Raw genomic sequence first — 24,666 nt, 5'->3', positions numbered from 1 at the left:
TGGAGCATGCAACTGAATTCCACCGAAATCAGCGAACTGATCAAGCAGCGCATTGCTCAGTTCAGTGTTGTGAGTGAAGCTCACAACGAAGGTACTATTGTTTCTGTAAGTGACGGTGTTATCCGCATCCACGGCCTGGCCGATTGTATGCAGGGTGAGATGATTTCCCTGCCGGGTAACCGTTACGCTATCGCACTGAACCTGGAGCGCGACTCCGTAGGTGCAGTTGTGATGGGTCCATACGCTGACCTCGCCGAAGGCATGAAGGTTAAGTGTACTGGCCGTATTCTGGAAGTGCCGGTTGGCCGTGGCCTGCTGGGTCGCGTTGTTAACACCCTGGGTGCGCCAATCGACGGTAAAGGTCCGGTTGAGCACGATGGCTTCTCCCCAATCGAAGTTATCGCACCAGGCGTTATCGACCGTCAGTCCGTAGATCAGCCTGTTCAGACAGGTTATAAGTCCGTTGATGCCATGATTCCAATCGGTCGTGGTCAGCGTGAATTGATCATCGGTGACCGTCAGACCGGTAAAACCGCGATGGCTATCGACGCCATCATCAACCAGCGTGACTCCGGCATCAAATGCGTGTACGTGGCCATCGGCCAGAAAGCTTCCACCATTTCTAACGTGGTTCGTAAACTGGAAGAACACGGCGCACTGTCTAACACCATCGTTGTGGTAGCAACTGCGTCTGAATCTGCTGCACTGCAATACCTGGCGCCATACGCCGGTTGCGCAATGGGCGAATACTTCCGTGACCGCGGTGAAGATGCACTGATCGTATACGATGACCTGTCTAAACAGGCTGTTGCTTATCGTCAGGTTTCCCTGCTGCTCCGTCGTCCACCTGGACGTGAAGCGTTCCCTGGCGACGTATTCTACCTCCATTCTCGTCTGCTGGAGCGTGCTTCCCGCGTTAACGCGGAATACGTCGAGAACTTCACCAAAGGTGAAGTGAAGGGTAAAACGGGCTCTCTGACCGCTCTGCCGATCATTGAAACCCAGGCGGGTGACGTTTCTGCGTTCGTTCCGACCAACGTAATCTCCATTACCGATGGTCAGATCTTCCTGGAAACCAACCTGTTTAACTCCGGTATTCGTCCGGCAGTTAACCCGGGTATCTCCGTATCCCGTGTTGGTGGTGCTGCTCAGACCAAGATCATCAAGAAACTGTCCGGTGGTATCCGTACCGCACTGGCACAGTATCGTGAACTGGCTGCGTTCTCTCAGTTCGCATCCGATCTGGACGAAGCAACCCGTAAACAGCTGAGCCACGGTCAGAAAGTGACCGAGCTGCTGAAGCAGAAACAGTACGCACCAATGTCTGTTGCTCAGCAGGGCCTGGTTCTGTTCGCGGCTGAACGCGGTTACCTCGAAGATGTGGAACTGGCGAAAATCGGTAGCTTCGAAGCCGCTCTGCTGGCTTACGTCGACCGTGATCACGCTCCGCTGATGCAAGAGATCAACCAGACCGGTGGCTATAACGACGAAATCGAAGGCAAGCTGAAAGCTATCCTCGATTCCTTCAAAGCAACCCAATCCTGGTAATCGTCCGGCGGCTTGTCTCAGGACAAGCCGCCTGGCATTGAGGAGAAGCTCATGGCCGGCGCAAAAGAGATACGTAGTAAGATCGCAAGCGTCCAGAACACGCAAAAGATCACTAAAGCGATGGAGATGGTCGCCGCTTCCAAAATGCGTAAATCGCAGGATCGCATGGCGGCCAGCCGTCCTTATGCAGAAACCATGCGCAAAGTGATTGGTCACCTTGCAAACGGTAATCTGGAATATAAGCACCCTTACCTGGAAGAACGCGACGTTAAGCGCGTGGGCTACCTGGTGGTGTCGACCGACCGTGGTCTGTGTGGCGGCTTGAACATTAACCTGTTCAAAAAACTGCTGGCGGATATGAAAGCATGGTCTGAAAAAGGCGTTCAGTGCGATATCGCAATGATCGGCTCTAAAGGCGTCTCTTTCTTTAACTCCGTTGGTGGCAACATTGTCGCTCAGGTGACCGGTATGGGTGATAACCCGTCCCTGTCCGAACTGATCGGCCCGGTTAAAGTGATGTTGCAGGCTTATGATGAAGGCCGTCTGGACAGACTGTACGTTGTCAGCAACAAATTCATTAACACCATGTCTCAGGTTCCAACGCTCACGCAGATGCTGCCGTTACCGGCATCAGAAGATGGCGAGCTGAAGCAAAAAACCTGGGATTACCTGTATGAACCCGATCCGAAACCGCTGCTGGATACCCTGCTGCGTCGTTACGTTGAATCTCAGGTTTATCAGGGCGTTGTAGAAAACCTGGCCAGCGAGCAGGCCGCACGAATGGTGGCGATGAAAGCCGCGACCGATAATGGCGGCAGCCTGATTAAAGAGCTGCAGTTGGTTTACAACAAAGCTCGTCAGGCCAGCATTACTCAGGAACTCACCGAGATCGTCTCGGGGGCCGCCGCGGTTTAACCAGGTTTACGAATTACGTAGAGGATTCAAGATGGCTACTGGAAAGATTGTCCAGGTAATCGGCGCCGTGGTGGACGTCGAGTTCCCTCAGGACGCCGTACCACGCGTGTACGACGCGCTTGAGGTACAGAATGGTAACGAGAGCCTGGTGCTGGAAGTTCAGCAGCAGCTCGGCGGCGGTATCGTGCGTACCATCGCGATGGGTTCTTCCGACGGTCTGCGTCGTGGTCTGGAAGTAAAAGACCTTGAGCACCCGATCGAAGTCCCGGTAGGTAAAGCAACACTGGGTCGTATCATGAACGTATTGGGTCAACCAATCGACATGAAAGGCGACATCGGTGAAGAAGAGCGTTGGGCTATCCACCGCGCGGCACCTTCCTACGAAGAGCTGTCCAGCTCTCAGGAACTGCTGGAAACCGGTATCAAAGTTATCGACCTGATGTGTCCGTTCGCGAAGGGCGGTAAAGTCGGTCTGTTCGGTGGTGCGGGCGTAGGTAAAACCGTAAACATGATGGAGCTGATCCGTAACATCGCGATCGAGCACTCCGGTTACTCTGTGTTTGCGGGCGTAGGTGAACGTACTCGTGAGGGTAACGACTTCTACCACGAAATGACCGACTCCAACGTTCTGGACAAAGTATCCCTGGTTTACGGCCAGATGAACGAGCCACCAGGAAACCGTCTGCGCGTTGCGCTGACCGGTCTGACTATGGCTGAGAAATTCCGTGACGAAGGCCGTGACGTTCTGCTGTTCGTTGATAACATCTATCGTTACACCCTGGCCGGTACTGAAGTATCTGCACTGCTGGGTCGTATGCCTTCAGCGGTAGGTTATCAGCCTACGCTGGCGGAAGAGATGGGTGTTCTTCAGGAACGTATCACCTCTACCAAAACCGGTTCTATCACCTCCGTTCAGGCGGTATACGTACCTGCGGATGACTTGACTGACCCATCACCAGCCACCACCTTTGCGCACTTAGATGCAACCGTGGTACTGAGCCGTCAGATCGCGTCTCTGGGTATCTACCCAGCCGTTGACCCGCTGGACTCCACCAGCCGTCAGCTGGATCCACTGGTTGTTGGTCAGGAACACTACGACACCGCGCGTGGCGTACAGTCCCTGCTGCAGCGTTACCAGGAACTGAAAGACATCATCGCCATCCTGGGTATGGATGAACTGTCTGAAGAAGACAAACTGGTGGTAGCACGTGCGCGTAAGATCCAGCGCTTCCTGTCCCAGCCATTCTTCGTTGCGGAAGTATTCACCGGTTCTCCGGGTAAATACGTTTCCCTGAAAGACACCATCCGTGGCTTTAAAGGCATCATGGAAGGCGAATACGATCACCTGCCGGAGCAGGCGTTCTACATGGTTGGTTCCATCGACGAAGCCGTGGAAAAAGCCAAAAAACTTTAACGCCTTAATCGGAGGGTGATATGGCAATGACTTACCACCTGGACGTCGTCAGCGCAGAGCAACAAATGTTCTCTGGTCTGGTCGAGAAAATCCAGGTAACGGGTAGTGAAGGTGAACTGGGTATCTTCCCGGGTCACGCACCGCTGCTCACCGCCATTAAGCCTGGTATGATCCGCATCGTTAAACAGTTCGGTCACGAAGAGTTTATCTATCTGTCCGGCGGCATTCTTGAAGTGCAGCCAGGCAGTGTGACCGTTCTGGCCGATACCGCTATCCGTGGCCAGGATCTCGACGAAGCGCGAGCCCTGGAATCGAAGCGTAAGGCTGAAGAGCACATTAGCAGCTCTCATGGTGACGTGGATTACGCTCAGGCGTCTGCGGAGCTGGCCAAAGCGATCGCGAAACTGCGCGTTATCGAGTTGACCAAAAAAGCGATGTAACACCGGCTTGAAAAGCACAAAAGCCAGTCTGGATACCAGGCTGGCTTTTTTTTTCGGCCTTAATTCATGATGAAAAAGATGTAGAATTTTAAGCATCAAACGTTTTTACTTCTCACTCAAACTACCGTCAGGATGCGTATGTCAAACAGTGCGATGAGCGTGGTGATCCTTGCCGCAGGCAAAGGGACCCGCATGTATTCCGATCTGCCTAAGGTGCTCCACACGCTTGCAGGAAAGCCAATGGTGCAGCATGTCATTGATGCAGCGAATGAACTGGGTGCGAGTCAGGTCCACCTGGTCTACGGCCACGGTGGCGATCTGCTTAAAAAGACGCTGAGCGATGACAAGCTCAACTGGGTGCTTCAGGCCGAACAGTTGGGTACAGGCCATGCGATGCAGCAGGCAGCGCCTTTCTTTGCGGATGACGAAGACATTTTGATGCTCTACGGCGATGTCCCGCTGATCTCCGTTGAAACACTGACTCGTCTGCGTGCAGCCAAACCGCAGGGCGGCATCGGTTTGTTGACCGTCGTGCTGGACGATCCGAGCGGTTATGGCCGCATCACCCGTGAAAACGGTAACGTCACGGGTATTGTTGAGCATAAAGATGCCAGCGACGAACAGCGCAAGATTCAGGAGATCAACACCGGTATCCTGATTGCCAATGGCGCGGATATGAAGCGCTGGCTGTCCAAACTCAACAACAACAACGCGCAGGGTGAATACTACATCACCGACATCATTGCGATGGCGTACCACGAAGGGCGTGAAATTGCCGCCGTTCATCCGGCGCGCATCAGCGAAACGGACGGTGTGAACAACCGCCTGCAGCTTTCCCGTCTTGAGCGTATTTATCAGTCCGAGCAGGCCGAAAAACTGCTGCTGGCGGGCGTGATGCTGCGCGATCCGGCGCGTTTCGATCTGCGTGGTTCGTTATCTCACGGGCGTGACGTTGAGATTGATACTAACGTTATCCTCGAGGGTAACGTGACGCTGGGCAACCGCGTCAAAATTGGCACCGGCTGCGTGATTAAAAACAGCGTCATCGGTGACGACTGCGAAATCAGCCCGTACAGCGTGGTGGAAGATGCCCGTCTGGATGCCGCCTGTACCATCGGCCCGTTTGCGCGTCTGCGCCCGGGCGCTGAGCTGCTGGAAGGCGCTCACGTGGGTAACTTCGTGGAAATGAAAAAAGCGCGTCTGGGTAAAGGCTCGAAAGCCGGTCATCTGACCTATCTTGGCGACGCGGAAATTGGCAATAACGTGAATATTGGTGCAGGGACGATTACCTGTAACTATGACGGCGCGAATAAGTTTAAAACCATCATCGGTGATGACGTGTTCGTTGGCTCCGATACGCAGCTGGTGGCGCCTGTTACCGTGGGTAACGGGGTGACCATTGCCGCCGGAACAACCGTCACGCGCGATGTGGCCGAGAACGCGCTGGTGTTAAGCCGCGTTCCGCAGGTCAGCAAGCAGGGCTGGAAACGCCCGGTGAAGAAAAAGTAACGGATTTACCCCTCACCCTAACCCTCTCCCCACAGGGGAGAGGGGATCGTTCGGTGCGGTGTTTTTCTCCCTCGCCCCTTTGGGGAGAGGGCCGGGGTGAGGGGATAATATAATCCTCCCCCCACAAGCAGTACCCATAAAAATAACCCCACTCTCTACAAGGCTCGGGGCGCCCGGAAAGGGCAAATACAGGTCAGCGACAACGCAGGCATAATGCCTAAATTCGGAATCTAAAATTATGTGTGGAATTGTTGGCGCAGTTGCGCAGCGTGATATTGCTGAAATCCTTCTCGAAGGTTTACGTCGTCTGGAATACCGTGGTTACGACTCAGCCGGTCTGGCTGTCGTCGATGCAGAAGGCCATATGACCCGTCTGCGTCGTCTCGGAAAAGTGCAGATGCTGGCCCAGGCCGCGGAAGAACATCCGCTGCACGGTGGAACCGGTATTGCGCACACCCGCTGGGCGACGCACGGTGAACCGTCTGAAGGTAACGCGCACCCGCATGTGTCTGAACACATCGTGGTTGTGCACAACGGCATTATCGAAAACCACGAACCGCTGCGCGAAGAACTGAAAGCGCGCGGCTATACCTTCGTCTCTGAAACTGACACCGAAGTGATTGCTCACCTGGTGCACTGGGAGCTGGAGCAGGGCGGCACACTGCGTGATGCGGTTCTGCGTGCTATCCCTCAGCTGCGCGGTGCGTACGGTACGGTGATCATGGATTCCCGCGACCCGTCCACGCTGCTGGCCGCGCGTTCCGGTAGTCCGATGGTTATCGGCCTGGGCATGGGCGAAAACTTCATCGCTTCTGACCAGCTGGCGCTCCTGCCGGTTACCCGTCGCTTTATCTTCCTCGAAGAGGGTGATATCGCGGAAGTGACTCGCCGCAGCGTGACCGTGTTCGATACCAAAGGCGAGCAGGTGAAACGTCAGGAGATCGAATCGAATCTGCAGTACGACGCGGGCGATAAAGGCGCTTACCGTCACTACATGCAGAAAGAGATTTACGAGCAGCCAAACGCCATCAAAAACACCCTGACCGGGCGCATCAGCCACGGTGAAGTGGATCTGAGCGAGCTGGGCGCAAACGCGAACGAACTGCTCGGCAAGGTCGAGCATATTCAGATCGTGGCCTGCGGCACCTCATACAACTCCGGTATGGTTTCTCGCTACTGGTTTGAATCCCTGGCGGGCGTGCCGTGCGATGTGGAAATCGCGTCTGAATTCCGCTATCGCAAATCTGCGGTGCGTCGTAACAGCCTGATGATCACCCTTTCTCAGTCTGGCGAAACGGCGGACACGCTGGCCGCGCTGCGTCTCTCTAAAGAGCTGGGTTACCTGGGCTCGCTGGCCATCTGTAACGTTCCTGGCTCTTCCCTGGTGCGTGAATCCGATCTGGCGCTGATGACCAACGCTGGCACCGAAATCGGCGTGGCCTCCACCAAAGCGTTTACCACTCAGCTGACCGTTCTGCTGATGCTGGTGGCGAAGCTGGCGCGTTTGAAAGGCGAAGATGCTTCCGTTGAGCACGACATCGTTCACGGCCTGCAGGCGCTGCCGAGCCGCATTGAGCAGATGCTGTCTCAGGACAAACGCATTGAAGCGCTGGCGGAAGACTTCTCTGATAAACATCACGCCCTGTTCCTGGGTCGTGGCGATCAGTATCCGATTGCGCTGGAAGGCGCGCTGAAGCTGAAAGAGATCTCCTACATTCACGCTGAAGCCTATGCGGCAGGCGAGCTGAAACACGGCCCGCTGGCGCTGATTGACGCGGATATGCCGGTCATCGTTGTGGCACCAAACAACGAACTGCTGGAAAAACTGAAATCTAACATCGAAGAAGTCCGCGCCCGCGGTGGTGTCCTGTACGTCTTCGCCGACAAAGATGCCGGTTTTGTCAGCAATGACAACATGCACATCATCGAGATGCCGCATGTGGAAGAGGTGATTGCACCCATCTTCTACACCGTTCCGCTGCAGCTGCTGGCCTATCACGTGGCGCTGATCAAAGGCACCGACGTCGACCAGCCGCGTAACCTGGCGAAATCGGTTACCGTAGAATAATCCCTTCAGGCTCCACCTTCGGGTGGAGCTTTTTTATCCTGCCTGGTTTGTTTTTCATCAATCCTTTCTCATTTTTAATAATGACAATTTGTCATCTTCAGCTACTTTTTTCAGTGTCACATAAAGAAAATATTTCTGAAAACGTCTTGTCATAAAAGTGGCTAACGCATTGAAAAATAAGTTTTCTTTTACTGTTTTTTAAGTGAAATTTCCATTGTCATAAAACTGTCATAATTCGTACATTTATCTGTCACCTGTTTGTCCTATTTTGCTCATCGTAGCCACTAAACAACGATTTACGAAAATCTTGCAGGAGACATTATGAAAGTTATGCGTACCACTGTCGCAACTGTTGTCGCCGCGACCTTATCTCTGAGCGCGTTCTCTGTATTTGCAGAAGCAAGCCTGACTGGCGCTGGTGCAACCTTCCCTGCGCCGGTGTATGCCAAATGGGCGGATACCTACCAGAAAGAAACCGGTAACAAGGTTAACTATCAGGGTATCGGCTCCTCCGGTGGCGTTAAACAAATTACCGCGAACACGGTTGATTTCGGCGCGTCTGACGCTCCACTGTCTGATGACAAACTGGCTCAGGAAGGCCTGTTCCAGTTCCCGACCGTGATCGGTGGCGTGGTCCTGGCCATCAACCTGCCGGGCGTGAAGTCGGGCGAGCTGGTGCTGGACGGCAAAACCCTGGGTGACATCTACCTGGGCAAAATCAAAAAATGGGATGACGAAGCGATCGCCAAACTCAACCCAGGCCTGAAGCTGCCTTCTCAGAACATCGCCGTGGTTCGCCGCGCGGATGGTTCCGGTACCTCTTTCGTGTTCACCAGCTACCTGGCAAAAGTGAACGAAGAGTGGAAATCTAAAGTCGGCTCCGGCTCTACCGTTAACTGGCCAACCGGTCTGGGCGGTAAAGGTAACGACGGTATCGCCGCGTTCGTACAGCGTCTGCCTGGCTCCATCGGCTACGTAGAGTATGCGTACGCTAAGCAGAACAACCTGTCCTACACCAAACTGGTTTCAGCCGACGGCAAACCGGTTAGCCCAACCGAAGAGAACTTTGCTAACGCCGCCAAAGGCGCTGACTGGAGCAAATCGTTCGCGCAGGATCTGACTAACCAGAAAGGCGAAGGTGCATGGCCAATCACCTCTACCACCTTCATCCTGGTTCACAAAGAGCAGAAGAAACCTGAGCAGGGCACCGAAGTGCTGAAGTTCTTCGACTGGGCATACAAAAACGGCGGCAAACAGGCTAACGCTCTGGATTACGCCACCCTGCCGGACAACGTGGTTGAGCAGATTCGCGCTGCATGGAAAACCAACGTGAAAGACAGCAGCGGTAAAGCGCTGTACTAACAGGATATATTTAACGAAGATGGCGGGTGGCGCTGCGCTTACCCGCCCTACGGTTTAAGCTGTAGGCCCGGTAAGCGTTAGCGCCACCGGGCATATTCGTAAAAACGTCTCAAACAGAAGAGTAATTTATGGCTGCAACCAAGCCTGCATTTAACCCTCCGGGTAAAAAAGGTGACATGATTTTCAGCGCGCTGGTTAAACTGGCTGCGCTGATTGTGCTATTGCTGCTGGGCGGCATTATCGTGTCTCTGATTTTCTCCTCATGGCCGAGCATCCAGAAATTCGGTTTCTCCTTCCTGTGGACCAAAGAGTGGGACGCGCCGAACGACATCTACGGTGCCCTGGTGCCGATTTACGGCACGTTGATGACCTCGTTCATCGCCCTTCTGATTGCGGTTCCGGTAAGCTTTGGTATTGCCCTGTTCCTGACGGAACTGGCGCCGGGCTGGCTGCGGCGCCCGCTGGGTATTGCCATCGAACTGCTGGCAGCCATTCCAAGTATCGTCTACGGCATGTGGGGCCTGTTCATCTTTGCTCCCCTGTTCGCCACATACTTCCAGGAACCGGTCGGTAACGTTCTTTCTGCCATTCCGTTTGTGGGGGCCCTGTTCTCTGGCCCGGCTTTCGGTATTGGCATTCTGGCGGCAGGTGTGATCCTCGCCATCATGATTATTCCGTACATTGCGGCGGTTATGCGCGATGTCTTCGAACAAACGCCGGTGATGATGAAAGAGTCGGCCTACGGTATCGGCTGCACCACCTGGGAAGTGATCTGGCGCATCGTCCTTCCGTTCACCAAAAATGGGGTGATCGGGGGCGTGATGCTGGGCTTAGGTCGTGCGCTGGGTGAAACCATGGCGGTTACCTTTATCATCGGTAACACCTACCAGCTCGACAGCGCGTCGCTCTACATGCCGGGTAACAGTATTACCTCGGCGCTGGCGAATGAATTTGCGGAAGCGGAATCGGGTCTGCACGTGGCGGCGCTGATGGAGCTGGGTCTGATTCTGTTCGTTATCACCTTCATTGTTCTGGCGATTTCCAAGCTGATGATTATGCGTCTCGCTAAAAATGAGGGGGCACGCTAATGGCTACTCTCGAAATGCAAGCTACCGCTGAACTGGCGGAATCTCGCCGTAAAATGCAGGCCAGACGCCGCATGAAAAACCGCATTGCCCTGACGCTCTCTATGGCGACGATGGCATTCGGCCTGTTCTGGCTGGTCTGGATCCTCTTCTCGACGGTTGTTCGCGGAATTGACGGAATGTCACTGTCGCTGTTCACCGAAATGACGCCGCCGCCGAACACGGCGGGTGGTGGCCTGGCGAATGCCCTGGCGGGCAGCGGACTGCTGATCCTCTGGGCGACGGTCTTCGGCACGCCGCTGGGCATCATGGCGGGCATCTACCTGGCAGAATACGGTCGTAAATCCTGGCTGGCGGAAGTCATTCGCTTCATCAACGACATTCTGCTGTCTGCACCGTCTATCGTCGTGGGTCTGTTTGTATACACCGTGGTGGTGGCGCAGATGGAACACTTCTCCGGCTGGGCGGGTGTGATTGCACTGGCGCTGCTGCAGGTGCCGATTGTGATTCGAACCACCGAGAACATGCTGAAACTGGTGCCGGACAGCCTGCGTGAAGCGGCTTATGCGCTGGGTACGCCGAAATGGAAGATGATCTCGGCGATTACGCTGAAGGCGTCGGTCTCCGGGATCATGACCGGTATCCTGCTGGCGGTTGCGCGTATCGCGGGTGAAACGGCGCCGCTGCTGTTTACGTCCCTCTCCAATCAGTTCTGGAGCACGGACATGATGCAGCCGATCGCCAACCTGCCGGTAACGATCTTTAAATTTGCGATGAGCCCATTCGCGGAATGGCAGCAGCTGGCCTGGGCCGGGGTGCTGATCATTACCCTTTGCGTACTGTTGCTGAACATTCTGGCGCGCGTCATTTTCGCGAAGAAGAAACACGGTTAATTTTTTACGGCGCGGCAGCTCGCGGCGCCGAATGAGGAAATGAGTCAATGAGTATGGTTGATACTGCCCCGGGTAAGATTCAGGTTCGTGATTTGAACTTCTACTACGGCAAATTCCATGCCCTGAAGAACATCAACCTGGATATCGCCAAGAACCAGGTCACGGCATTTATCGGTCCGTCCGGCTGTGGGAAATCCACGCTGCTGCGTACCTTTAACAAAATGTATTCGCTCTATCCGGAGCAGCGCGCTGAAGGGGAAATCATCCTCGACGGCGAAAACATTCTGACCCAGGCTCAGGATATTGCCCTGCTGCGCGCGAAAGTGGGGATGGTATTCCAGAAACCCACACCGTTCCCGATGTCCATTTATGACAACATCGCCTTTGGCGTTCGCCTGTTTGAAAAGCTCTCCCGTGCCGATATGGACGAGCGCGTGCAGTGGGCTTTGACCAAGGCCGCATTATGGAACGAAACCAAAGATAAGTTGCACCAGAGCGGTTACTCTCTCTCCGGTGGTCAGCAGCAGCGTCTGTGCATTGCGCGCGGTATTGCGATTCGCCCTGAAGTGTTGCTGCTGGATGAGCCGTGTTCAGCGCTGGACCCGATCTCAACCGGCCGCATTGAAGAGCTGATCACCGAACTGAAGCAGGATTACACCGTGGTTATCGTGACCCATAACATGCAGCAGGCTGCACGTTGCTCCGATCACACGGCGTTTATGTACCTGGGTGAATTGATTGAGTTCAGCAACACGGACGATCTGTTCACTAAGCCCGCGAAGAAACAAACCGAAGATTATATTACTGGCCGCTACGGTTGATTTGCCTTAGTGCATGTGGAGAAACCATGGACAACCTCAATCTTAATAAACATATTTCAGGCCAGTTCAACGCAGAGCTGGAAAGCATCCGCACGCAGGTGATGACCATGGGTGGCATGGTTGAGCAGCAGCTTTCTGATGCAATTACGGCAATGCACAACCAGGACAGCGAGCTGGCGAAGCGCGTCATTGAAGGCGACAAAAACGTCAACATGATGGAAGTCGCTATCGACGAGGCCTGCGTGCGCATTATCGCGAAACGTCAGCCGACGGCGAGCGACCTGCGTCTGGTGATGGCAATCATCAAAACCATCGCCGAGCTGGAGCGTATTGGTGACGTGGCCGATAAAATCTGCCGCACCGCGCTGGAGAAGTTCTCTCAGCAGCACCAGCCGCTGCTGGTGAGTCTGGAGTCGCTGGGCCGTCACACCGTGCAGATGCTGCACGACGTGCTGGATGCCTTTGCGCGTATGGACCTGGACGAAGCGGTGCGTATCTACCGTGAAGACAAGAAGGTCGACCAGGAGTATGAAGGCATCGTGCGTCAGCTGATGACCTACATGATGGAAGATTCCCGTACGATCCCAAGCGTACTGACTGCCCTGTTCTGCGCGCGCTCCATCGAGCGTATCGGCGACCGCTGCCAGAACATTTGCGAATACATTTTCTACTTCGTGAAGGGTCAGGACTTCCGTCACGTGGGCGGCGACGAGCTGGATAAGCTGCTGGCGGGTAAAGATCCGAAAGAGTAATGTTTGTGGCGGGTGGCACTAGCGCTTACCCGCCCTACTAGCCCTGTAGGCCGGATAAGCGTTAGCGCCATCCGGCTTTGTTTTTTCAGCGAGTAATATCCCATCCGCGCGCCTTCCACAGCGCGGGCAACTGCGCCAGATCGGTGAAGGTCGTGACTTTTGGATGATCGATCGGCTTGTTGTGCGGGTCGGCGCAGAAGTAAAACACCTCCATTCCCGCATCAATCCCCGACTGCGCGCCAGCAGATGAGTCATCCACCAGAATGCAGTTCTCTACGTTGACGCCCATCGCTTTCGCCGCATGGAACATCAGTGCCGGGTCCGGCTTCCAGCGCTGGATATCGTAGCCACTGAACAGTTTTTCCGGGAAGTGGTGCAGCATCTCAAGCTTGCCCAGCGAGTGCTGCATTTTGCTGACCGGGCCGTTGGAGACCACGCAGATCGGCACCGTCATGGTATCCAGCAGCGCGTTTGCGCCCGGAATCACCCCCAGCTCCGAATCGAACAGGCGTGCAACCTCGGCGCGGTACACCGGTTCCAGAGCCGCTTTCTCCAGAACGACGCCGTGTTCTTCGTTAATGATGTCGATGATCTCGTAGAGCTTCACGCCCTTAAAGCGTTTAAACACCTCTTCGAGTTCCAGCGTAATGCCAAATTCCTGGAACATGGCCACATACGCGCGGGAACAAATGACCTCACTGTCGACCAGCGTACCGTCGCAGTCGAAAAATACCGCTTCAATTCCGGACATGCCTTTCCCTTTTAACCAGTTTAACGTTTACGTGCGGCAGTTCGCCGGAACGCAATCGTTGCCGTATAAGCAAATTCAATGAAAAAAGTATCACGTAACCGCCACTATTGTCGCATTTTGGTATAGGATAGCGACGAATTTTCCCTCCTTGTTCGGAAATTGATGATGAGTCAACAACACACTACCCAGACGTCTGGTCAGGGTCTGCTTGAGCGCGTTTTCAAACTGCGCGAGCACGGCACAACGGCACGCACCGAAGTGATCGCGGGTTTCACCACCTTCCTGACGATGGTCTATATCGTTTTTGTTAACCCTCAAATTCTGGGCGTTGCTGGCATGGATACCAGCGCCGTCTTTGTAACCACCTGCCTGATTGCGGCCCTTGGCAGCATTCTGATGGGTGTGTTCGCTAACCTGCCGGTTGCGCTGGCCCCGGCGATGGGCCTGAATGCGTTCTTCGCATTCGTGGTCGTTCAGGCGATGGGGCTGCCGTGGCAGGTTGGCATGGGCGCCATCTTCTGGGGCGCGGTTGGTCTGCTGCTGCTGACCATTTTCCGCGTGCGTTACTGGATGATTGCGAACATTCCTGTGAGCCTGCGCGTGGGCATCACCAGCGGTATTGGTCTGTTCATCGGTATGATGGGGCTGAAAAACGCCGGCGTTATCGTGGCGAACCCGGATACGCTGGTGAGCATCGGTCACCTGACCTCTCATAACGTGCTGCTGGGCGTGCTGGGCTTCTTTATCATCGCGATCCTGGCTTCCCGTAATATTCACGCGGCGGTGCTGGTGTCCATCGTGGTGACCACGCTGCTGGGCTGGATGCTGGGCGACGTTCACTATAACGGCATCGTTTCCGCGCCACCGAGCATCTCTACCGTTGTTGGTCACGTCGATCTGGCGGGCTCCCTGAACCTGGGCCTGGCGGGCGTGATTTTCTCCTTCATGCTGGTGAACCTGTTCGACTCCTCCGGCACGCTGATTGGCGTGACCGATAAAGCGGGTCTGGCGGATGAAAAAGGGAAATTCCCGCGCATGAAGCAGGCGCTGTTTGTGGACAGCGTCTCCTCTGTAACCGGTGCGTTTATCGGAACCTCGTCTGTTACCGCGTACATTGAATCTTCTTCCGGCGTGTCCGTGGGCGGCCGTACCGGCCTGACGGCGGTGGTCGTGGGTATTCTGTTCCTGCTGGTGATCTTCCTCTCTCCGCTGGCGGGTATGGTTCCACCGTACGCGGCGGCGGGTGCGCTGATCTACGTGGGTGTGCTGATGACCTCCAGTCTGTCACGCGTGAAGTGGGATGATTTAACCGAAGCGGTGCCGGCGTTTATTACCGCCGTGATGATGCCGTTCAGCTTCTCGATTACCGAAGGTATCGCGCTGGGCTTTATCTCTTACTGCGTAATGAAGATCGGTACCGGCCGCTTCCGCGACCTCAGCCCGTGCGTCATCGTTGTGGCGCTGCTGTTTGTACTGAAGATTGTGTTTATTGACGCGCACTAAGGTGCGGTTTGTGGTGTCAGGTGGCGCTTCGCTTACCTGACCTACTGACGAGTGTAGGCCCGGTAAGCGCTAGCGCCACCGGGCTTTTTTATCAGGCTTTAACCCGCTTAATATAATCCCCGAACGCCGTCAGCTGGCCAGAGAGATGGTCGCGCGTGCTCTGATCCACCACCTCACCCGTTTGCGGGTCGACCTTATTCTGAATCACTCCGCCCATAAATTCCGGCTTGTTCATCACCATCGCATCGAGGAATACCAGGATCTGGCGCAGGTGATACTGGCAGCGCGCGCCGCCAATCGCGCCCATGGAGCTGGTCTGGATCAGCACCGGTTTGCCTGACAGCGGCTGCTCAGGTAAACGGGACAGCCAGTCGATGGCATTCTTCAGGCCACCCGGAACCGAGTAGTTATACTCTGGCGTGACGATGACCACGCCGTCGGCCTGGCGGATCTGCTCTGCCAGCACCTCAACGCTCTGCGGGAACCCTTCTTCCTGCTGGACATCCGCATCATACAGCGGAATATCGCCAATAGACGGCAGGGCGCTAATTTCCATACCTGCAGGCGCCAGCTGTGGCAGCGTGCGGGCTACCATCCCGTTAAATGAACCTTTGCGCAGGCTTCCCAGTAAAGTAACGACTTTCAACGTATCAGACATGATTACTCCTGTTTCATCATGATGACCCTGATTGGATCAGCTAAGGGTGAATGCTTTTTCTGCCGGTAAACTGGTTAAACGCATCAGGCGTGCGGCGGGCTCGTTGGCGCGCTCGGGCACATCAGGAAGGCTACGCCATCCCTGTTGGCTGTCAAATTCCCAGATTTTCATGCGTTCGATGGCGGGGGTAACCGCAATGGACCAAATAAGCACATCTTCTGCGTCACTGAGCGCCTCTACCAGCGTGGCCTGAGTGGCACGAAGACGTCCGGAGCCTGGCAGCAGCTGCAGCAGGCTGGCGTCGTCTGAGGCGCATCCACAGAGCTTGCGAATGCTCTGGCGTAAGGTAATGAGCTGGGCTCTGGCTTCGACAGGATCGTTCTGGTTGCGGACCCATAGCTTCTCATTGCTGGAGAGCGGATAGTCTTCATGCGCATTACCGCCATGGAAGCTGCGCGTCGCGCGCTGAAGTTCCATATCGAGCCCACAATCCCCTTCGGTGGTCAGTGCGACGCCAATGATATTGCCCGCGTAGGCAATCGAAAAACGAGGGAGATCCGGGTCGGCAAAGACCGGACGGCCTTCGGGTTGGGTAATGATATCCGGCAGCTCGCTGGTGCCGTACAGCATAAACAGCAGTTCTGCGAGAAGCGCTCTGGACGCTAAAAACCGCGTCCTGCGGTGTTCCGGGAGAGTGAGTGCTTCAGTGTGACAGGCTGAAGAAATTCTTGCCGATACGAGACGTCCTTCCGTAAGTATCCCTCTTGCAAAGTGCGTAGCCATTTTTCGCTCCTTGATAATGGTCGTAATCGGTTAAACGGTTACATGATTATCGCTTAACTTGACTCCTGTTTTAATCAGTAAATGGGAGTAAGAGAAGCCTTAGGACCGAACTTTACATTTTCTTAGGCAAAAATTGGATCGCTCGCACCGTACAGCGCCTTGATGGTCTCCCGCAGCCACAGGATTTTCGGATTATGACTGTTCCGTTTATGCCAGATCAGCGTGAAGGGAACGGTAAGCTTTTCAGCCTGCGCTTCATCAATGGGAATAGGAAGCGCGATCAGCTTCCGCTGGTGGAGTTCATTGTAGTGATGGCAGTAGTGCGGAGCCGTGGCGATATAGTTATGGTTGGGCTGCGCCGCCATAAACATCGCCTGTTCAAAGCCCGGCAGGCTCATGGCGATCGTGCGCTCGCGTCCCATCTCCTTTAGCACCTCATCAAGCGCCCAGGTGTCGCTGCGTTCCCAGAAGATGCTGATATGGGGATAGCGCAGGAAGGTCTCCAGATTCCACTCTTGCTGAAGCGCCGGATGATCCTCGCGCAGATAGACGCAGGGGCGATCGCTGAACAGAATTTCGTAGTCGATAAACCACGGCATCAGCTTAAGCAGTTCGCGGGATCGCGGATGCGTTTCACGCCCGGTGAAGCCCAAATCAACCTCGCCACGCGTAATCGCGTCCAGCGAGTCGTAATCCCACTGACGCATTTTCACCGTAGCCTGCGGATAGCGCTGGTTCACCTGCTCCAGCAGAGTATTGAAGCGGATCAGCATCAGCGGCGTTTCCGCGGCCAGCACGAACGTCAGCCCGCCCGGAGAGTCATGGTGGAATTTATCGAGGATTTGGTTGCCGATTTGCATCCAGTCAGCCAGATCCTGCTCAAGACTTACCGTCAGTGGTGTCGGCAGCAGCCCTAGCGGCGTTTTGACAAACAGCGGGTCGTCAAACCAGTCGCGCAGCTTGGCCAGCGATTTGCTCACCGCCGACGGCGTCACGTTCATCCGCTTCGCCGCTTTGGTGACGCTGCGCTCCTGCAGCAAAAGCTGCAGGCACAGCAACAGGTTAAGATCGAGACTGCTGATGGGCTTCTTCATAGTGCGCCGCGGGCCGGATGACCATAAGTAAGGTAATGCACAGTATGCTACAGCCAATCAGAACCCCGATCAGCATATTCAGCGCGTTGAGCCCGATGACCGCCGCCAGCCAAATCCACAGCGACGAGCCGCAGACCTGCGCGATCCCCAGCACCGAGCTTGCCACGCCTGCCCGCAGCGAGAAGGGGCCAAGCGCCTGGCTCATCGCCACGCCAAAGCCAACCGAGAACCCGGCGCAAATAAGGGTAATACCCACCAGCATCACCGCATGTGAGCTGGTGGTCGCCAGGATCGCGCCTGCCGTGAGGAATAAAACCTGTGAGGTCAGCATCAGCGTGCGCTGGCTGAAAACATTTAGCGCAAACGGGGTGGAGAACGAGACCGCCATACTGACCATGGCGGTTAATGCCATCACCGTTGAATACTCACCGCGATCGAAGCCCATGGTTTCCATCAGTAAAACCGGGGAAACGTTTACATAGGTCAGGATCACCGCCACGCTTAACGTGGTCACGGCCAGACGGCTGAGGAAAAAGCGGTTGAGAAGCTTCTCTGCCGGGTGAATGGTGGCGGTATGGCCGGTATTCTGCGAGCCCGGGTGGGTCTCTTTCAGCACGGCGATGGATAAGGTAAACACCAGCGCGCCCATGGCCGCCATGGTCCAGAACAGGCTCTGCCACGGGAATTTCAGCATGATCAGATATCCCACGACCGGGGCCAGCACCGGGATGATGCAGGTAATACCGTTCAGCATCGAGAGCACCTTAGCGCGACGCTGGGCGCTTAGGGTGTCGCGCAAAATGGCAAACGCCACCACGTAGCAACCGCCAGCGCCAATACCCTGGATAAACCGTCCGGTCAGGAACACGGTGCTGTTTTGCGCCTGTGAGCAGAGCAGAGAGGCCAGGGCAAAAATGATGGCACCGGTTATCGCGACTGGCTGACGGCCTGCCTTATCCGCGATCTTCCCGGCAAAGACCATCGACGACGCCATCCCCGCGAGGTAGGCCGAAAACGCGATGTGCAGCTGCGCTTCGCTGGCACCCAGATCGCGGGCGATGTGCGGTAATCCCACCAGATACATATCAATACCAGACGGATAAAGCAGAACTAATGCGAAACTACAAAACAGAAAACGCGCCATAAACCCCCCATAGATGCAGGCATGCAGGATAGGGGGTGAAAAGGGATTAGGCGAGTTGCCATTTGGACAATGGTGATTTCCCAGGAGGAAATCACCATTAATTAGCGGGCATTACTTACCAATACAGAAGCTCGAGAAGATCCTTCCCAGCAGATCGTCCGACGTAAACTCCCCGGTGATCTCGCTCAGATTCTGCTGCGCCAGGCGCAGCTCTTCCGCCAGCAGTTCACCCGCCCACGCGCCGATCAGCTGTGCTTTACCCTGAACAAGGTGATTTGCCGCCTCTTCCAGCGCCTGCAGGTGACGACGACGCGCCAGGAAGCCGCCTTCCATGCTGGTGTCAAAGCCCATGCTCTGCTTGAGATGGTTACGCAGGTCGTCCACGCCCTCACCGGTCCGCGCCGACAGGCGAATCAGTGAGTGACCGTTCACATCGCTGATACCCAGCGTTTCGCCGGTGACGTCCGCTTTGTTACGCACTACGGTGATTGGCAGTTTCGCCGGCAGACGGGCGATAAAGTCTGGCCAGATCTCAGCCGGGTCAACGGCGTCGGTGGTGGTGCCGTCCACCATAAACAGCACGCGGTCGGCCTGCTCGATCTCCTGCCAGGCGCGCTCGATACCGATGCGCTCCACTTCGTCGCTGGCATCGCGCAGACCGGCGGTATCAATGATGTGCAGCGGCATCCCGTCGATATGGATATGCTCGCGCAGCACGTCGCGGGTGGTCCCGGCAATGTCGGTTACGATCGCCGCTTCACGGCCCGCCAGGGCATTCAGCAGGCTCGATTTCCCGGCGTTAGGGCGTCCGGCAATCACCACCTTCATCCCTTCGCGCAGCAGGCTGCCCTGGCGCGCTTCGGCACGGACGGCGTCGAGATCGGCCATCACCTGGTTGAGCTGGGCTTCGATTTTGCCGTCAGAGAGGAAGTCGATCTCCTCATCCGGGAAGTCGATAGCCGCTTCCACGTAGATGCGCAGGTGAGTAAGTGCTTCCACAAGGTGATTCACACGCGCGGAGAATGCCCCCTGCAGCGAGTTCAGGGCGGAGCGGGCCGCCTGTTCGGAACTGGCATCGATCAGGTCTGCAATGGCCTCCGCTTGCGCCAGGTCGAGCTTGTCGTTGAGGAAGGCACGCTCGGAGAACTCGCCCGGCTTCGCAATGCGCAGGCCCGGCAGGGTCAGAATACGTTTTAACAGCAGGTCGAGGATAACCGGCCCGCCGTGGCCCTGAAGCTCCAGCACGTCTTCACCGGTAAAGGAGTTCGGGCCGGGGAACCACAGCGCAATGCCCTGGTCCAGCGGCGTGCCGTCGGTGTCCTTAAACGGCAGGTAATCAGCGTAGCGCGGCTTTGGCAGTTTACCCAGCACCGCTTCGGCCACCTCGCGCGCCTTCAGGCCGGAGATACGCAGAATGCCTACACCACCGCGTCCCGGTGGGGTTGCCTGGGCGACGATAGTGTCGTTATGGCTCATGGTTGCTCTCGTTCAATACAAATAAAAAAGGCGGTCAATCGACCGCCCTTATTTTAGCGTTAACTTACCGAATCAGGACTTTTTCTTTTCGCGGCTATGCAGGCCACGTTTTTCCAGACCACGGTAAATCAGCTGCTGCTGGATGATGGTCACCAGGTTGCTGACGATATAGTACAGCACCAGACCTGACGGGAACCACAGGAAGAACACGGTGAAGATGACCGGCATAAAGGTCATGATCTTCTGCTGCATCGGGTCGGTCACGGTGGTCGGCGACATCTTCTGGATGAAGAACATCGTCACGCCCATCAGGATCGGCAGGATGTAGTACGGGTCCTGTGCGGACAGGTCATGGATCCACAGGGCGAACGGCGCGTGACGCAGCTCAACGGAACCCATCAGCATGTAGTACAGCGCAAGGAAGATTGGCATCTGAATCAGCAGCGGGAAGCAACCACCCAGTGGGTTCACTTTCTCTGCTTTGTACAGGGCCATCATTTCCTGGCTCTGACGCTGTTTGTCATCGCCCAGACGCTCACGCATTGCCTGAATCTTCGGCTGCAGCATGCGCATCTTCGCCATGGAGGTGTACTGCGCTTTAGTCAGCGGGTACATGATGCCACGAACGATGAAGGTGATAACGATGATGGAGAAGCCCCAGTTACCCAGGAAGCTGTGGATGAACTTCAGCAGCTTAAACAGCGGCTGAGAGATGAACCACAACCAGCCGTAATCCACGGTCAGATCCAGGTGCGGCGCAACAGCGGCCATTTTGTCCTGAATTTCCGGGCCGACCCACAGGGTGCTTGCCAGCTTACCGGTTTGACCCGGCTGAACCAGAACCGGCTGAGATTTGTAGCCGATGGCTGCAAGACCGTTACCCAGGTTCGCGGTATAGAAGTTGTTGGTACCGTCGTTATTTGGCACCCACGCAGTAGCGAAATACTGCTGCAGCATTGCCACCCAACCGCCTTTAGCGCTGACGTTCAGGTTTTCATTATCGGCAATGGTGTCGAATTTGTATTTCTCATACTTCGCGTCTGGCGTGGAGTACGCCGCGCCACGGAAGGTATGCAGCGCAAAGTTGCTGCTTCCGGTGTCTCGGTGAGACGGCAGATTGATGGACTGCTTCAGCTGGCCAAAGGTCGACAGCTCCAGCGGTTTCGCACTGGCGTTCTGTACGCTGTAGCCTACGTTCACCGCATATTCACCGCGTTTCAGGGTGAAGGTTTTGGTGAAGGTGTTGCCTGCGGCGTCGGTGTACGTCATCGGGATCGCGAGTTCGTTCTGACCATCAGCCAGCACAAAGGTGTCGTTCTCGACGGTATACAGTGGACGCGCACCGTTAGCCGGGTTATCCGGGCCGTCACGACCGGTCAGGCCGCTCTGCGCCTGGTAGATAAACTCAGGCGTGGTTTCCAGTAACTGGAACGGTTCGTTAGACTTCAGCTCTTTCGGGTAGGTTAACAGCAGCGCCTGCTCAACATCACCACCACGGGTGTTGATAGTCAGCTCAAGCACATCGGTCTTAACCGTAATCTGTTTCCCCTGGCCACTGGCCGGTACGCCCTGGTCGGCGGCGCTACCCGCTGCGGTGGTCGTTGTCTGCGTGACCTGCTGTTGTGGTTGAGGATTTTTATCCTGCTCCCACGCCTGCCAGATCATGAAAGACACGAACAACAAAGCGATGATAAGAAGATTGCGTTGCGAATCCATCGTTAGTGTTCTCTGGTATCAAAGGGTCCTGGGGGGACGGGGTCGTCTCCACCTGGGTGTAAAGGGTGGCATTTTAATACGCGTTTCACCGTCAACCAACTGCCTTTTATCACTCCAAACCTGCGCAATGCCTCAATTCCGTAGCTTGAGCATGTTGGTGTGAAACGGCAGTGCGGCCCGAGTAGCGGACTAATCAGGCGTTGATAGACCCGAATGAGGGCTATCAGGACCCGTGAGCCAGGCGACAGTGGCGGCGCCATAATTTTTCCAACGCTTCCGAGAGAGCACGGTTATCGAGGTCGGCAACCCCTTTCTTCGCCACCACCACGAAATCCATTGAAGGCAGTTCGTGCTGACGTAAACGGAAGCTTTCACGCGTCAGACGTTTAATCCGATTGCGTTCATGCGCACGCTTAACATTTTTCTTGGCGACTGTGAGACCGATACGGGGATGCCCCAGCGAATTTTGGCGGCCGAGGATGGTGATTTGCGGCGTGCCAGCCCGTAGTGGCTGCTGGAAGACGAAAGTGAAATGAGCGGGAGTTAACAAACGTAACTCCCTGGGAAATGCTAGCTTAACCACTCAGGGGTTAGCTTTATTACTTGGAAACGGTCAGACGAGCGCGGCCTTTAGCACGACGACGTGCCAGAACCTGACGACCATTTTTAGTAGCCATACGAGCACGGAAGCCGTGAGAACGGTTGCGCTTCAGTACAGACGGTTGAAAAGTGCGTTTCATGGCGATTTCTACCTAAACTTGAATAAATTCACTGACTTTTGCGTATACCCGAACGAGTTTCGAACGACTAACGCCTCAGCGTGGGTGATTAAAGAGGCCGGATTGTAATAATTGTACACTCCGGAGTCAATTCTCTTTCCTTATTTCCCGCGTATTTCCGCACGTTTTCGCGTGGAAAATGAGCAACGGACGACGCAGGAAGATGAGCATCACGCGCCGGGTCGAGGATTATACGGGCTCAACGATAAAGCGCAAGGATCGTCCCGGATCTTCGTTAGATCATTTAAGCAAAAAATTGTCTGTGCTCATTAATTTTTCCAATATGCGGACTAAATCGTGGGGCACTCCCGTCAGGATCGTTTACACTTACCCGGTTTCGGATCTTCCTGTGGATAAATCGGGAAGAATCTGTGAGAAACAGAAGATCTCTGGCTCAGTTTAGGCTATGATCCGCGGTCCCGATCGGGATCCCAGGATCCTGGTCAGGATAAATTGCAGATAGCAATTCGCACGTCCCCCTTTACACAGGGTCATGTCGATGTGCGCCAACAATCATGAATATTCAATAGTTTTCTTTTATTGTTCGAGTGGAGTCCGCCGTGTCACTTTCGCTTTGGCAGCAGTGTCTTGCCCGATTGCAGGATGAGTTACCAGCCACAGAATTCAGTATGTGGATCCGCCCGTTGCAGGCGGAACTGAGCGATAACACGCTGGCTTTGTATGCGCCAAACCGTTTTGTGCTCGATTGGGTAAGGGACAAGTACCTTAATAACATCAATGGACTGCTGAACGATTTCTGCGGGTCAGATGCCCCGCAGCTGCGCTTTGAAGTGGGTACAAAGCCGGTCACCCAAACCGTTCGTGAAACCGTGAACGTCGCAGCGCCTGCTCAGGCCGCTCCTGCTCCGGCCCCTCGCGTCGCCCCCGCTCGTCAGGGCTGGGATAATGTTCCCGCACCGGCTGAGCCAACCTACCGCTCTAACGTTAACGTGAAACACACGTTCGATAACTTCGTTGAAGGTAAGTCGAACCAGCTGGCGCGCGCGGCGGCTCGCCAGGTTGCTGATAACCCCGGTGGAGCCTACAACCCGCTGTTCCTTTATGGCGGCACGGGTCTGGGTAAAACGCACCTGCTGCATGCGGTGGGCAACGGCATTATGGCGCGCAAGCCCAATGCCAAAGTGGTGTATATGCACTCCGAGCGCTTCGTTCAGGACATGGTAAAAGCCCTGCAAAACAATGCGATCGAAGAGTTTAAACGCTACTATCGTTCCGTTGACGCGCTGCTGATCGATGACATTCAGTTCTTTGCCAATAAAGAACGATCGCAGGAAGAATTTTTCCACACCTTCAATGCCCTGCTGGAAGGTAATCAGCAGATCATTTTGACCTCGGATCGCTATCCAAAAGAGATCAACGGCGTTGAAGATCGTCTGAAATCCCGCTTCGGCTGGGGCCTGACCGTGGCGATCGAGCCACCGGAGCTGGAAACCCGCGTCGCGATCCTGATGAAGAAAGCCGATGAAAACGACATTCGCCTGCCGGGCGAAGTGGCGTTCTTCATTGCCAAGCGTCTGCGCTCCAACGTGCGTGAGCTGGAGGGGGCACTGAACCGCGTTATCGCCAATGCCAACTTCACCGGTCGTGCGATCACCATCGATTTTGTGCGTGAAGCGCTGCGCGATTTGCTGGCATTGCAGGAAAAACTGGTCACTATCGACAATATTCAAAAGACAGTGGCTGAGTACTACAAGATCAAAGTGGCAGATTTACTGTCTAAACGTCGTTCCCGCTCGGTGGCGCGTCCGCGTCAGATGGCGATGGCGCTGGCAAAGGAGTTAACCAACCACAGTCTGCCGGAAATCGGGGACGCGTTTGGTGGCCGTGACCATACGACCGTGCTGCACGCTTGTCGCAAGATTGAGCAGTTACGCGAAGAAAGCCACGACATAAAAGAAGATTTTTCCAATCTAATCAGAACATTATCATCGTGA

General features: G+C 55.3%; 23 protein-coding genes. 13 read left to right on the top strand and 10 right to left on the bottom strand.

Annotated features, from left to right (window positions below):
* Positions 1 to 6: 6 nt before the first annotated feature.
* The 11 genes from atpA to phoU all read left to right on the top strand — a co-directional run bounded on the left by atpA (position 7) and on the right by phoU (position 12,807).
* The gene (atpA, locus tag ACDO57_RS21990; protein WP_006808751.1) at positions 7 to 1,548 is read left to right on the top strand and encodes a F0F1 ATP synthase subunit alpha; all 1,542 of its coding nucleotides are present in this window, start codon (positions 7 to 9) and stop codon (positions 1,546 to 1,548) included.
* 51 nt (positions 1,549 to 1,599) lie between these two features.
* On the top strand, positions 1,600 to 2,463 hold the full coding sequence (gene atpG, locus ACDO57_RS21985) for a F0F1 ATP synthase subunit gamma (protein WP_024907886.1): 864 nt from the start codon (positions 1,600 to 1,602) through the stop codon (positions 2,461 to 2,463).
* 31 nt (positions 2,464 to 2,494) lie between these two features.
* Positions 2,495 to 3,877: a F0F1 ATP synthase subunit beta gene (atpD, locus tag ACDO57_RS21980; protein WP_006177559.1), complete on the top strand. Its 1,383-nt coding sequence runs from the start codon at positions 2,495 to 2,497 to the stop codon at positions 3,875 to 3,877.
* Positions 3,878 to 3,897: 20 nt separating this feature from the next.
* Positions 3,898 to 4,317, top strand: a complete 420-nt coding sequence (locus ACDO57_RS21975) for a F0F1 ATP synthase subunit epsilon (RefSeq protein WP_006177560.1) — start codon at positions 3,898 to 3,900, stop codon at positions 4,315 to 4,317.
* A 138-nt stretch (positions 4,318 to 4,455) separates the two neighbouring features.
* On the top strand, positions 4,456 to 5,826 hold the full coding sequence (glmU, locus tag ACDO57_RS21970) for a bifunctional UDP-N-acetylglucosamine diphosphorylase/glucosamine-1-phosphate N-acetyltransferase GlmU (RefSeq protein ID WP_024907885.1): 1,371 nt from the start codon (positions 4,456 to 4,458) through the stop codon (positions 5,824 to 5,826).
* A 238-nt stretch (positions 5,827 to 6,064) separates the two neighbouring features.
* The gene (gene glmS, locus ACDO57_RS21965; RefSeq protein WP_331413971.1) at positions 6,065 to 7,894 is read left to right on the top strand and encodes a glutamine--fructose-6-phosphate transaminase (isomerizing); all 1,830 of its coding nucleotides are present in this window, start codon (positions 6,065 to 6,067) and stop codon (positions 7,892 to 7,894) included.
* A 321-nt stretch (positions 7,895 to 8,215) separates the two neighbouring features.
* Entirely contained in the window at positions 8,216 to 9,256 is a 1,041-nt protein-coding gene (gene pstS, locus ACDO57_RS21960) for a phosphate ABC transporter substrate-binding protein PstS (protein WP_024907884.1), read from the top strand.
* A gap of 128 nt (positions 9,257 to 9,384) precedes the next feature.
* The gene (gene pstC, locus ACDO57_RS21955) at positions 9,385 to 10,344 is read left to right on the top strand and encodes a phosphate ABC transporter permease PstC (protein ID WP_024907883.1); all 960 of its coding nucleotides are present in this window, start codon (positions 9,385 to 9,387) and stop codon (positions 10,342 to 10,344) included.
* Entirely contained in the window at positions 10,344 to 11,234 is an 891-nt protein-coding gene (gene pstA, locus ACDO57_RS21950) for a phosphate ABC transporter permease PstA (protein WP_024907882.1), read from the top strand. The genes pstC and pstA overlap by 1 nt, the downstream gene beginning before the upstream one ends.
* A gap of 47 nt (positions 11,235 to 11,281) precedes the next feature.
* Positions 11,282 to 12,055: a phosphate ABC transporter ATP-binding protein PstB gene (gene pstB / locus ACDO57_RS21945; protein WP_008500183.1), complete on the top strand. Its 774-nt coding sequence runs from the start codon at positions 11,282 to 11,284 to the stop codon at positions 12,053 to 12,055.
* Between the two features lie 26 nt (positions 12,056 to 12,081).
* Positions 12,082 to 12,807, top strand: coding sequence for a phosphate signaling complex protein PhoU (phoU, locus tag ACDO57_RS21940; protein WP_008500182.1), 726 nt, complete (start codon positions 12,082 to 12,084; stop codon positions 12,805 to 12,807).
* An 85-nt stretch (positions 12,808 to 12,892) separates the two neighbouring features.
* Here phoU and yieH read toward each other — a convergent pair whose 3' ends face one another.
* Positions 12,893 to 13,558, bottom strand: coding sequence for a 6-phosphogluconate phosphatase (yieH, locus tag ACDO57_RS21935; protein WP_370884590.1), 666 nt, complete (start codon positions 13,556 to 13,558; stop codon positions 12,893 to 12,895).
* A gap of 165 nt (positions 13,559 to 13,723) precedes the next feature.
* On the opposite strand from yieH, the gene adeP reads away from it, so the two are divergent.
* Complete coding sequence (gene adeP, locus ACDO57_RS21930; protein WP_148769901.1) at positions 13,724 to 15,061, top strand: adenine permease AdeP; 1,338 nt, start codon at positions 13,724 to 13,726, stop codon at positions 15,059 to 15,061.
* Between the two features lie 91 nt (positions 15,062 to 15,152).
* On the opposite strand, the gene ACDO57_RS21925 is transcribed toward adeP, so the two are convergent.
* From ACDO57_RS21925 to rpmH, 9 genes are all read right to left on the bottom strand, one after another.
* Positions 15,153 to 15,719 (bottom strand): NADPH-dependent FMN reductase, encoded by a 567-nt coding sequence (locus tag ACDO57_RS21925; protein WP_032648582.1) that lies wholly within the window; start codon positions 15,717 to 15,719, stop codon positions 15,153 to 15,155.
* A gap of 36 nt (positions 15,720 to 15,755) precedes the next feature.
* A complete protein-coding gene (locus tag ACDO57_RS21920) occupies positions 15,756 to 16,502 on the bottom strand; it encodes a 4'-phosphopantetheinyl transferase superfamily protein (protein WP_024907878.1) in 747 nt (248 codons plus the stop codon).
* A 122-nt stretch (positions 16,503 to 16,624) separates the two neighbouring features.
* A complete protein-coding gene (yidZ, locus tag ACDO57_RS21915) occupies positions 16,625 to 17,596 on the bottom strand; it encodes an HTH-type transcriptional regulator YidZ (protein WP_024907877.1) in 972 nt (323 codons plus the stop codon).
* On the bottom strand, positions 17,565 to 18,740 hold the full coding sequence (locus tag ACDO57_RS21910; protein WP_032648577.1) for an MFS transporter: 1,176 nt from the start codon (positions 18,738 to 18,740) through the stop codon (positions 17,565 to 17,567). Before ACDO57_RS21910 ends, yidZ begins: the two co-directional genes overlap by 32 nt.
* Before the next feature lie 111 nt (positions 18,741 to 18,851).
* Positions 18,852 to 20,216 carry a tRNA uridine-5-carboxymethylaminomethyl(34) synthesis GTPase MnmE gene (gene mnmE / locus ACDO57_RS21905; RefSeq protein WP_021242672.1) on the bottom strand — a complete coding sequence of 455 codons (1,365 nt, stop codon included), beginning with the start codon at positions 20,214 to 20,216 and terminating at the stop codon, positions 18,852 to 18,854.
* 72 nt (positions 20,217 to 20,288) lie between these two features.
* Positions 20,289 to 21,932 (bottom strand): membrane protein insertase YidC, encoded by a 1,644-nt coding sequence (gene yidC / locus ACDO57_RS21900; RefSeq protein ID WP_032648576.1) that lies wholly within the window; start codon positions 21,930 to 21,932, stop codon positions 20,289 to 20,291.
* 2 nt (positions 21,933 to 21,934) lie between these two features.
* The gene (yidD, locus tag ACDO57_RS21895; protein WP_001307474.1) at positions 21,935 to 22,192 is read right to left on the bottom strand and encodes a membrane protein insertion efficiency factor YidD; all 258 of its coding nucleotides are present in this window, start codon (positions 22,190 to 22,192) and stop codon (positions 21,935 to 21,937) included.
* On the bottom strand, positions 22,156 to 22,515 hold the full coding sequence (gene rnpA, locus ACDO57_RS21890) for a ribonuclease P protein component (RefSeq protein WP_032640303.1): 360 nt from the start codon (positions 22,513 to 22,515) through the stop codon (positions 22,156 to 22,158). Before rnpA ends, yidD begins: the two co-directional genes overlap by 37 nt.
* A gap of 16 nt (positions 22,516 to 22,531) precedes the next feature.
* Positions 22,532 to 22,672, bottom strand: coding sequence for a 50S ribosomal protein L34 (rpmH, locus tag ACDO57_RS21885; protein ID WP_000831330.1), 141 nt, complete (start codon positions 22,670 to 22,672; stop codon positions 22,532 to 22,534).
* Between the two features lie 599 nt (positions 22,673 to 23,271).
* Here rpmH and dnaA point away from each other — a divergent pair.
* Positions 23,272 to 24,666 (top strand): chromosomal replication initiator protein DnaA, encoded by a 1,395-nt coding sequence (gene dnaA / locus ACDO57_RS21880; RefSeq protein ID WP_010426558.1) that lies wholly within the window; start codon positions 23,272 to 23,274, stop codon positions 24,664 to 24,666.

Source organism: Enterobacter cloacae complex sp. 2015409 (assembly GCF_041365315.1).
Taxonomy (GTDB): domain Bacteria; phylum Pseudomonadota; class Gammaproteobacteria; order Enterobacterales; family Enterobacteriaceae; genus Enterobacter; species Enterobacter pseudoroggenkampii.
The sequence above is the reverse complement of the archived record's forward strand: the minus strand, read 5'-3'. Positions and strand labels throughout refer to the sequence as shown.

Bases quoted from the DNA above. Each gene is read 5' to 3' on its own strand.
- atpD (WP_006177559.1), top strand. From the start codon at position 2,495: ATGGCTACTGGAAAGATTGTCCAGGTAATCGGCGCCGTGGTGGACGTC.
- yieH (WP_370884590.1), bottom strand. From the start codon at position 13,558: ATGTCCGGAATTGAAGCGGTATTTTTCGACTGCGACGGTACGCTGGTC.
- yidZ (WP_024907877.1), bottom strand. From the start codon at position 17,596: ATGAAGAAGCCCATCAGCAGTCTCGATCTTAACCTGTTGCTGTGCCTG.
- atpG (WP_024907886.1), top strand. From the start codon at position 1,600: ATGGCCGGCGCAAAAGAGATACGTAGTAAGATCGCAAGCGTCCAGAAC.
- ACDO57_RS21920 (WP_024907878.1), bottom strand. From the start codon at position 16,502: ATGGCTACGCACTTTGCAAGAGGGATACTTACGGAAGGACGTCTCGTA.
- mnmE (WP_021242672.1), bottom strand. From the start codon at position 20,216: ATGAGCCATAACGACACTATCGTCGCCCAGGCAACCCCACCGGGACGC.
- glmU (WP_024907885.1), top strand. From the start codon at position 4,456: ATGTCAAACAGTGCGATGAGCGTGGTGATCCTTGCCGCAGGCAAAGGG.
- ACDO57_RS21910 (WP_032648577.1), bottom strand. From the start codon at position 18,740: ATGGCGCGTTTTCTGTTTTGTAGTTTCGCATTAGTTCTGCTTTATCCG.
- pstC (WP_024907883.1), top strand. From the start codon at position 9,385: ATGGCTGCAACCAAGCCTGCATTTAACCCTCCGGGTAAAAAAGGTGAC.
- atpA (WP_006808751.1), top strand. From the start codon at position 7: ATGCAACTGAATTCCACCGAAATCAGCGAACTGATCAAGCAGCGCATT.
- ACDO57_RS21975 (WP_006177560.1), top strand. From the start codon at position 3,898: ATGGCAATGACTTACCACCTGGACGTCGTCAGCGCAGAGCAACAAATG.
- yidD (WP_001307474.1), bottom strand. From the start codon at position 22,192: ATGGCGCCGCCACTGTCGCCTGGCTCACGGGTCCTGATAGCCCTCATT.
- rpmH (WP_000831330.1), bottom strand. From the start codon at position 22,672: ATGAAACGCACTTTTCAACCGTCTGTACTGAAGCGCAACCGTTCTCAC.
- ACDO57_RS21925 (WP_032648582.1), bottom strand. From the start codon at position 15,719: ATGTCTGATACGTTGAAAGTCGTTACTTTACTGGGAAGCCTGCGCAAA.
- adeP (WP_148769901.1), top strand. From the start codon at position 13,724: ATGAGTCAACAACACACTACCCAGACGTCTGGTCAGGGTCTGCTTGAG.
- pstA (WP_024907882.1), top strand. From the start codon at position 10,344: ATGGCTACTCTCGAAATGCAAGCTACCGCTGAACTGGCGGAATCTCGC.
- glmS (WP_331413971.1), top strand. From the start codon at position 6,065: ATGTGTGGAATTGTTGGCGCAGTTGCGCAGCGTGATATTGCTGAAATC.
- pstB (WP_008500183.1), top strand. From the start codon at position 11,282: ATGAGTATGGTTGATACTGCCCCGGGTAAGATTCAGGTTCGTGATTTG.
- phoU (WP_008500182.1), top strand. From the start codon at position 12,082: ATGGACAACCTCAATCTTAATAAACATATTTCAGGCCAGTTCAACGCA.
- yidC (WP_032648576.1), bottom strand. From the start codon at position 21,932: ATGGATTCGCAACGCAATCTTCTTATCATCGCTTTGTTGTTCGTGTCT.
- pstS (WP_024907884.1), top strand. From the start codon at position 8,216: ATGAAAGTTATGCGTACCACTGTCGCAACTGTTGTCGCCGCGACCTTA.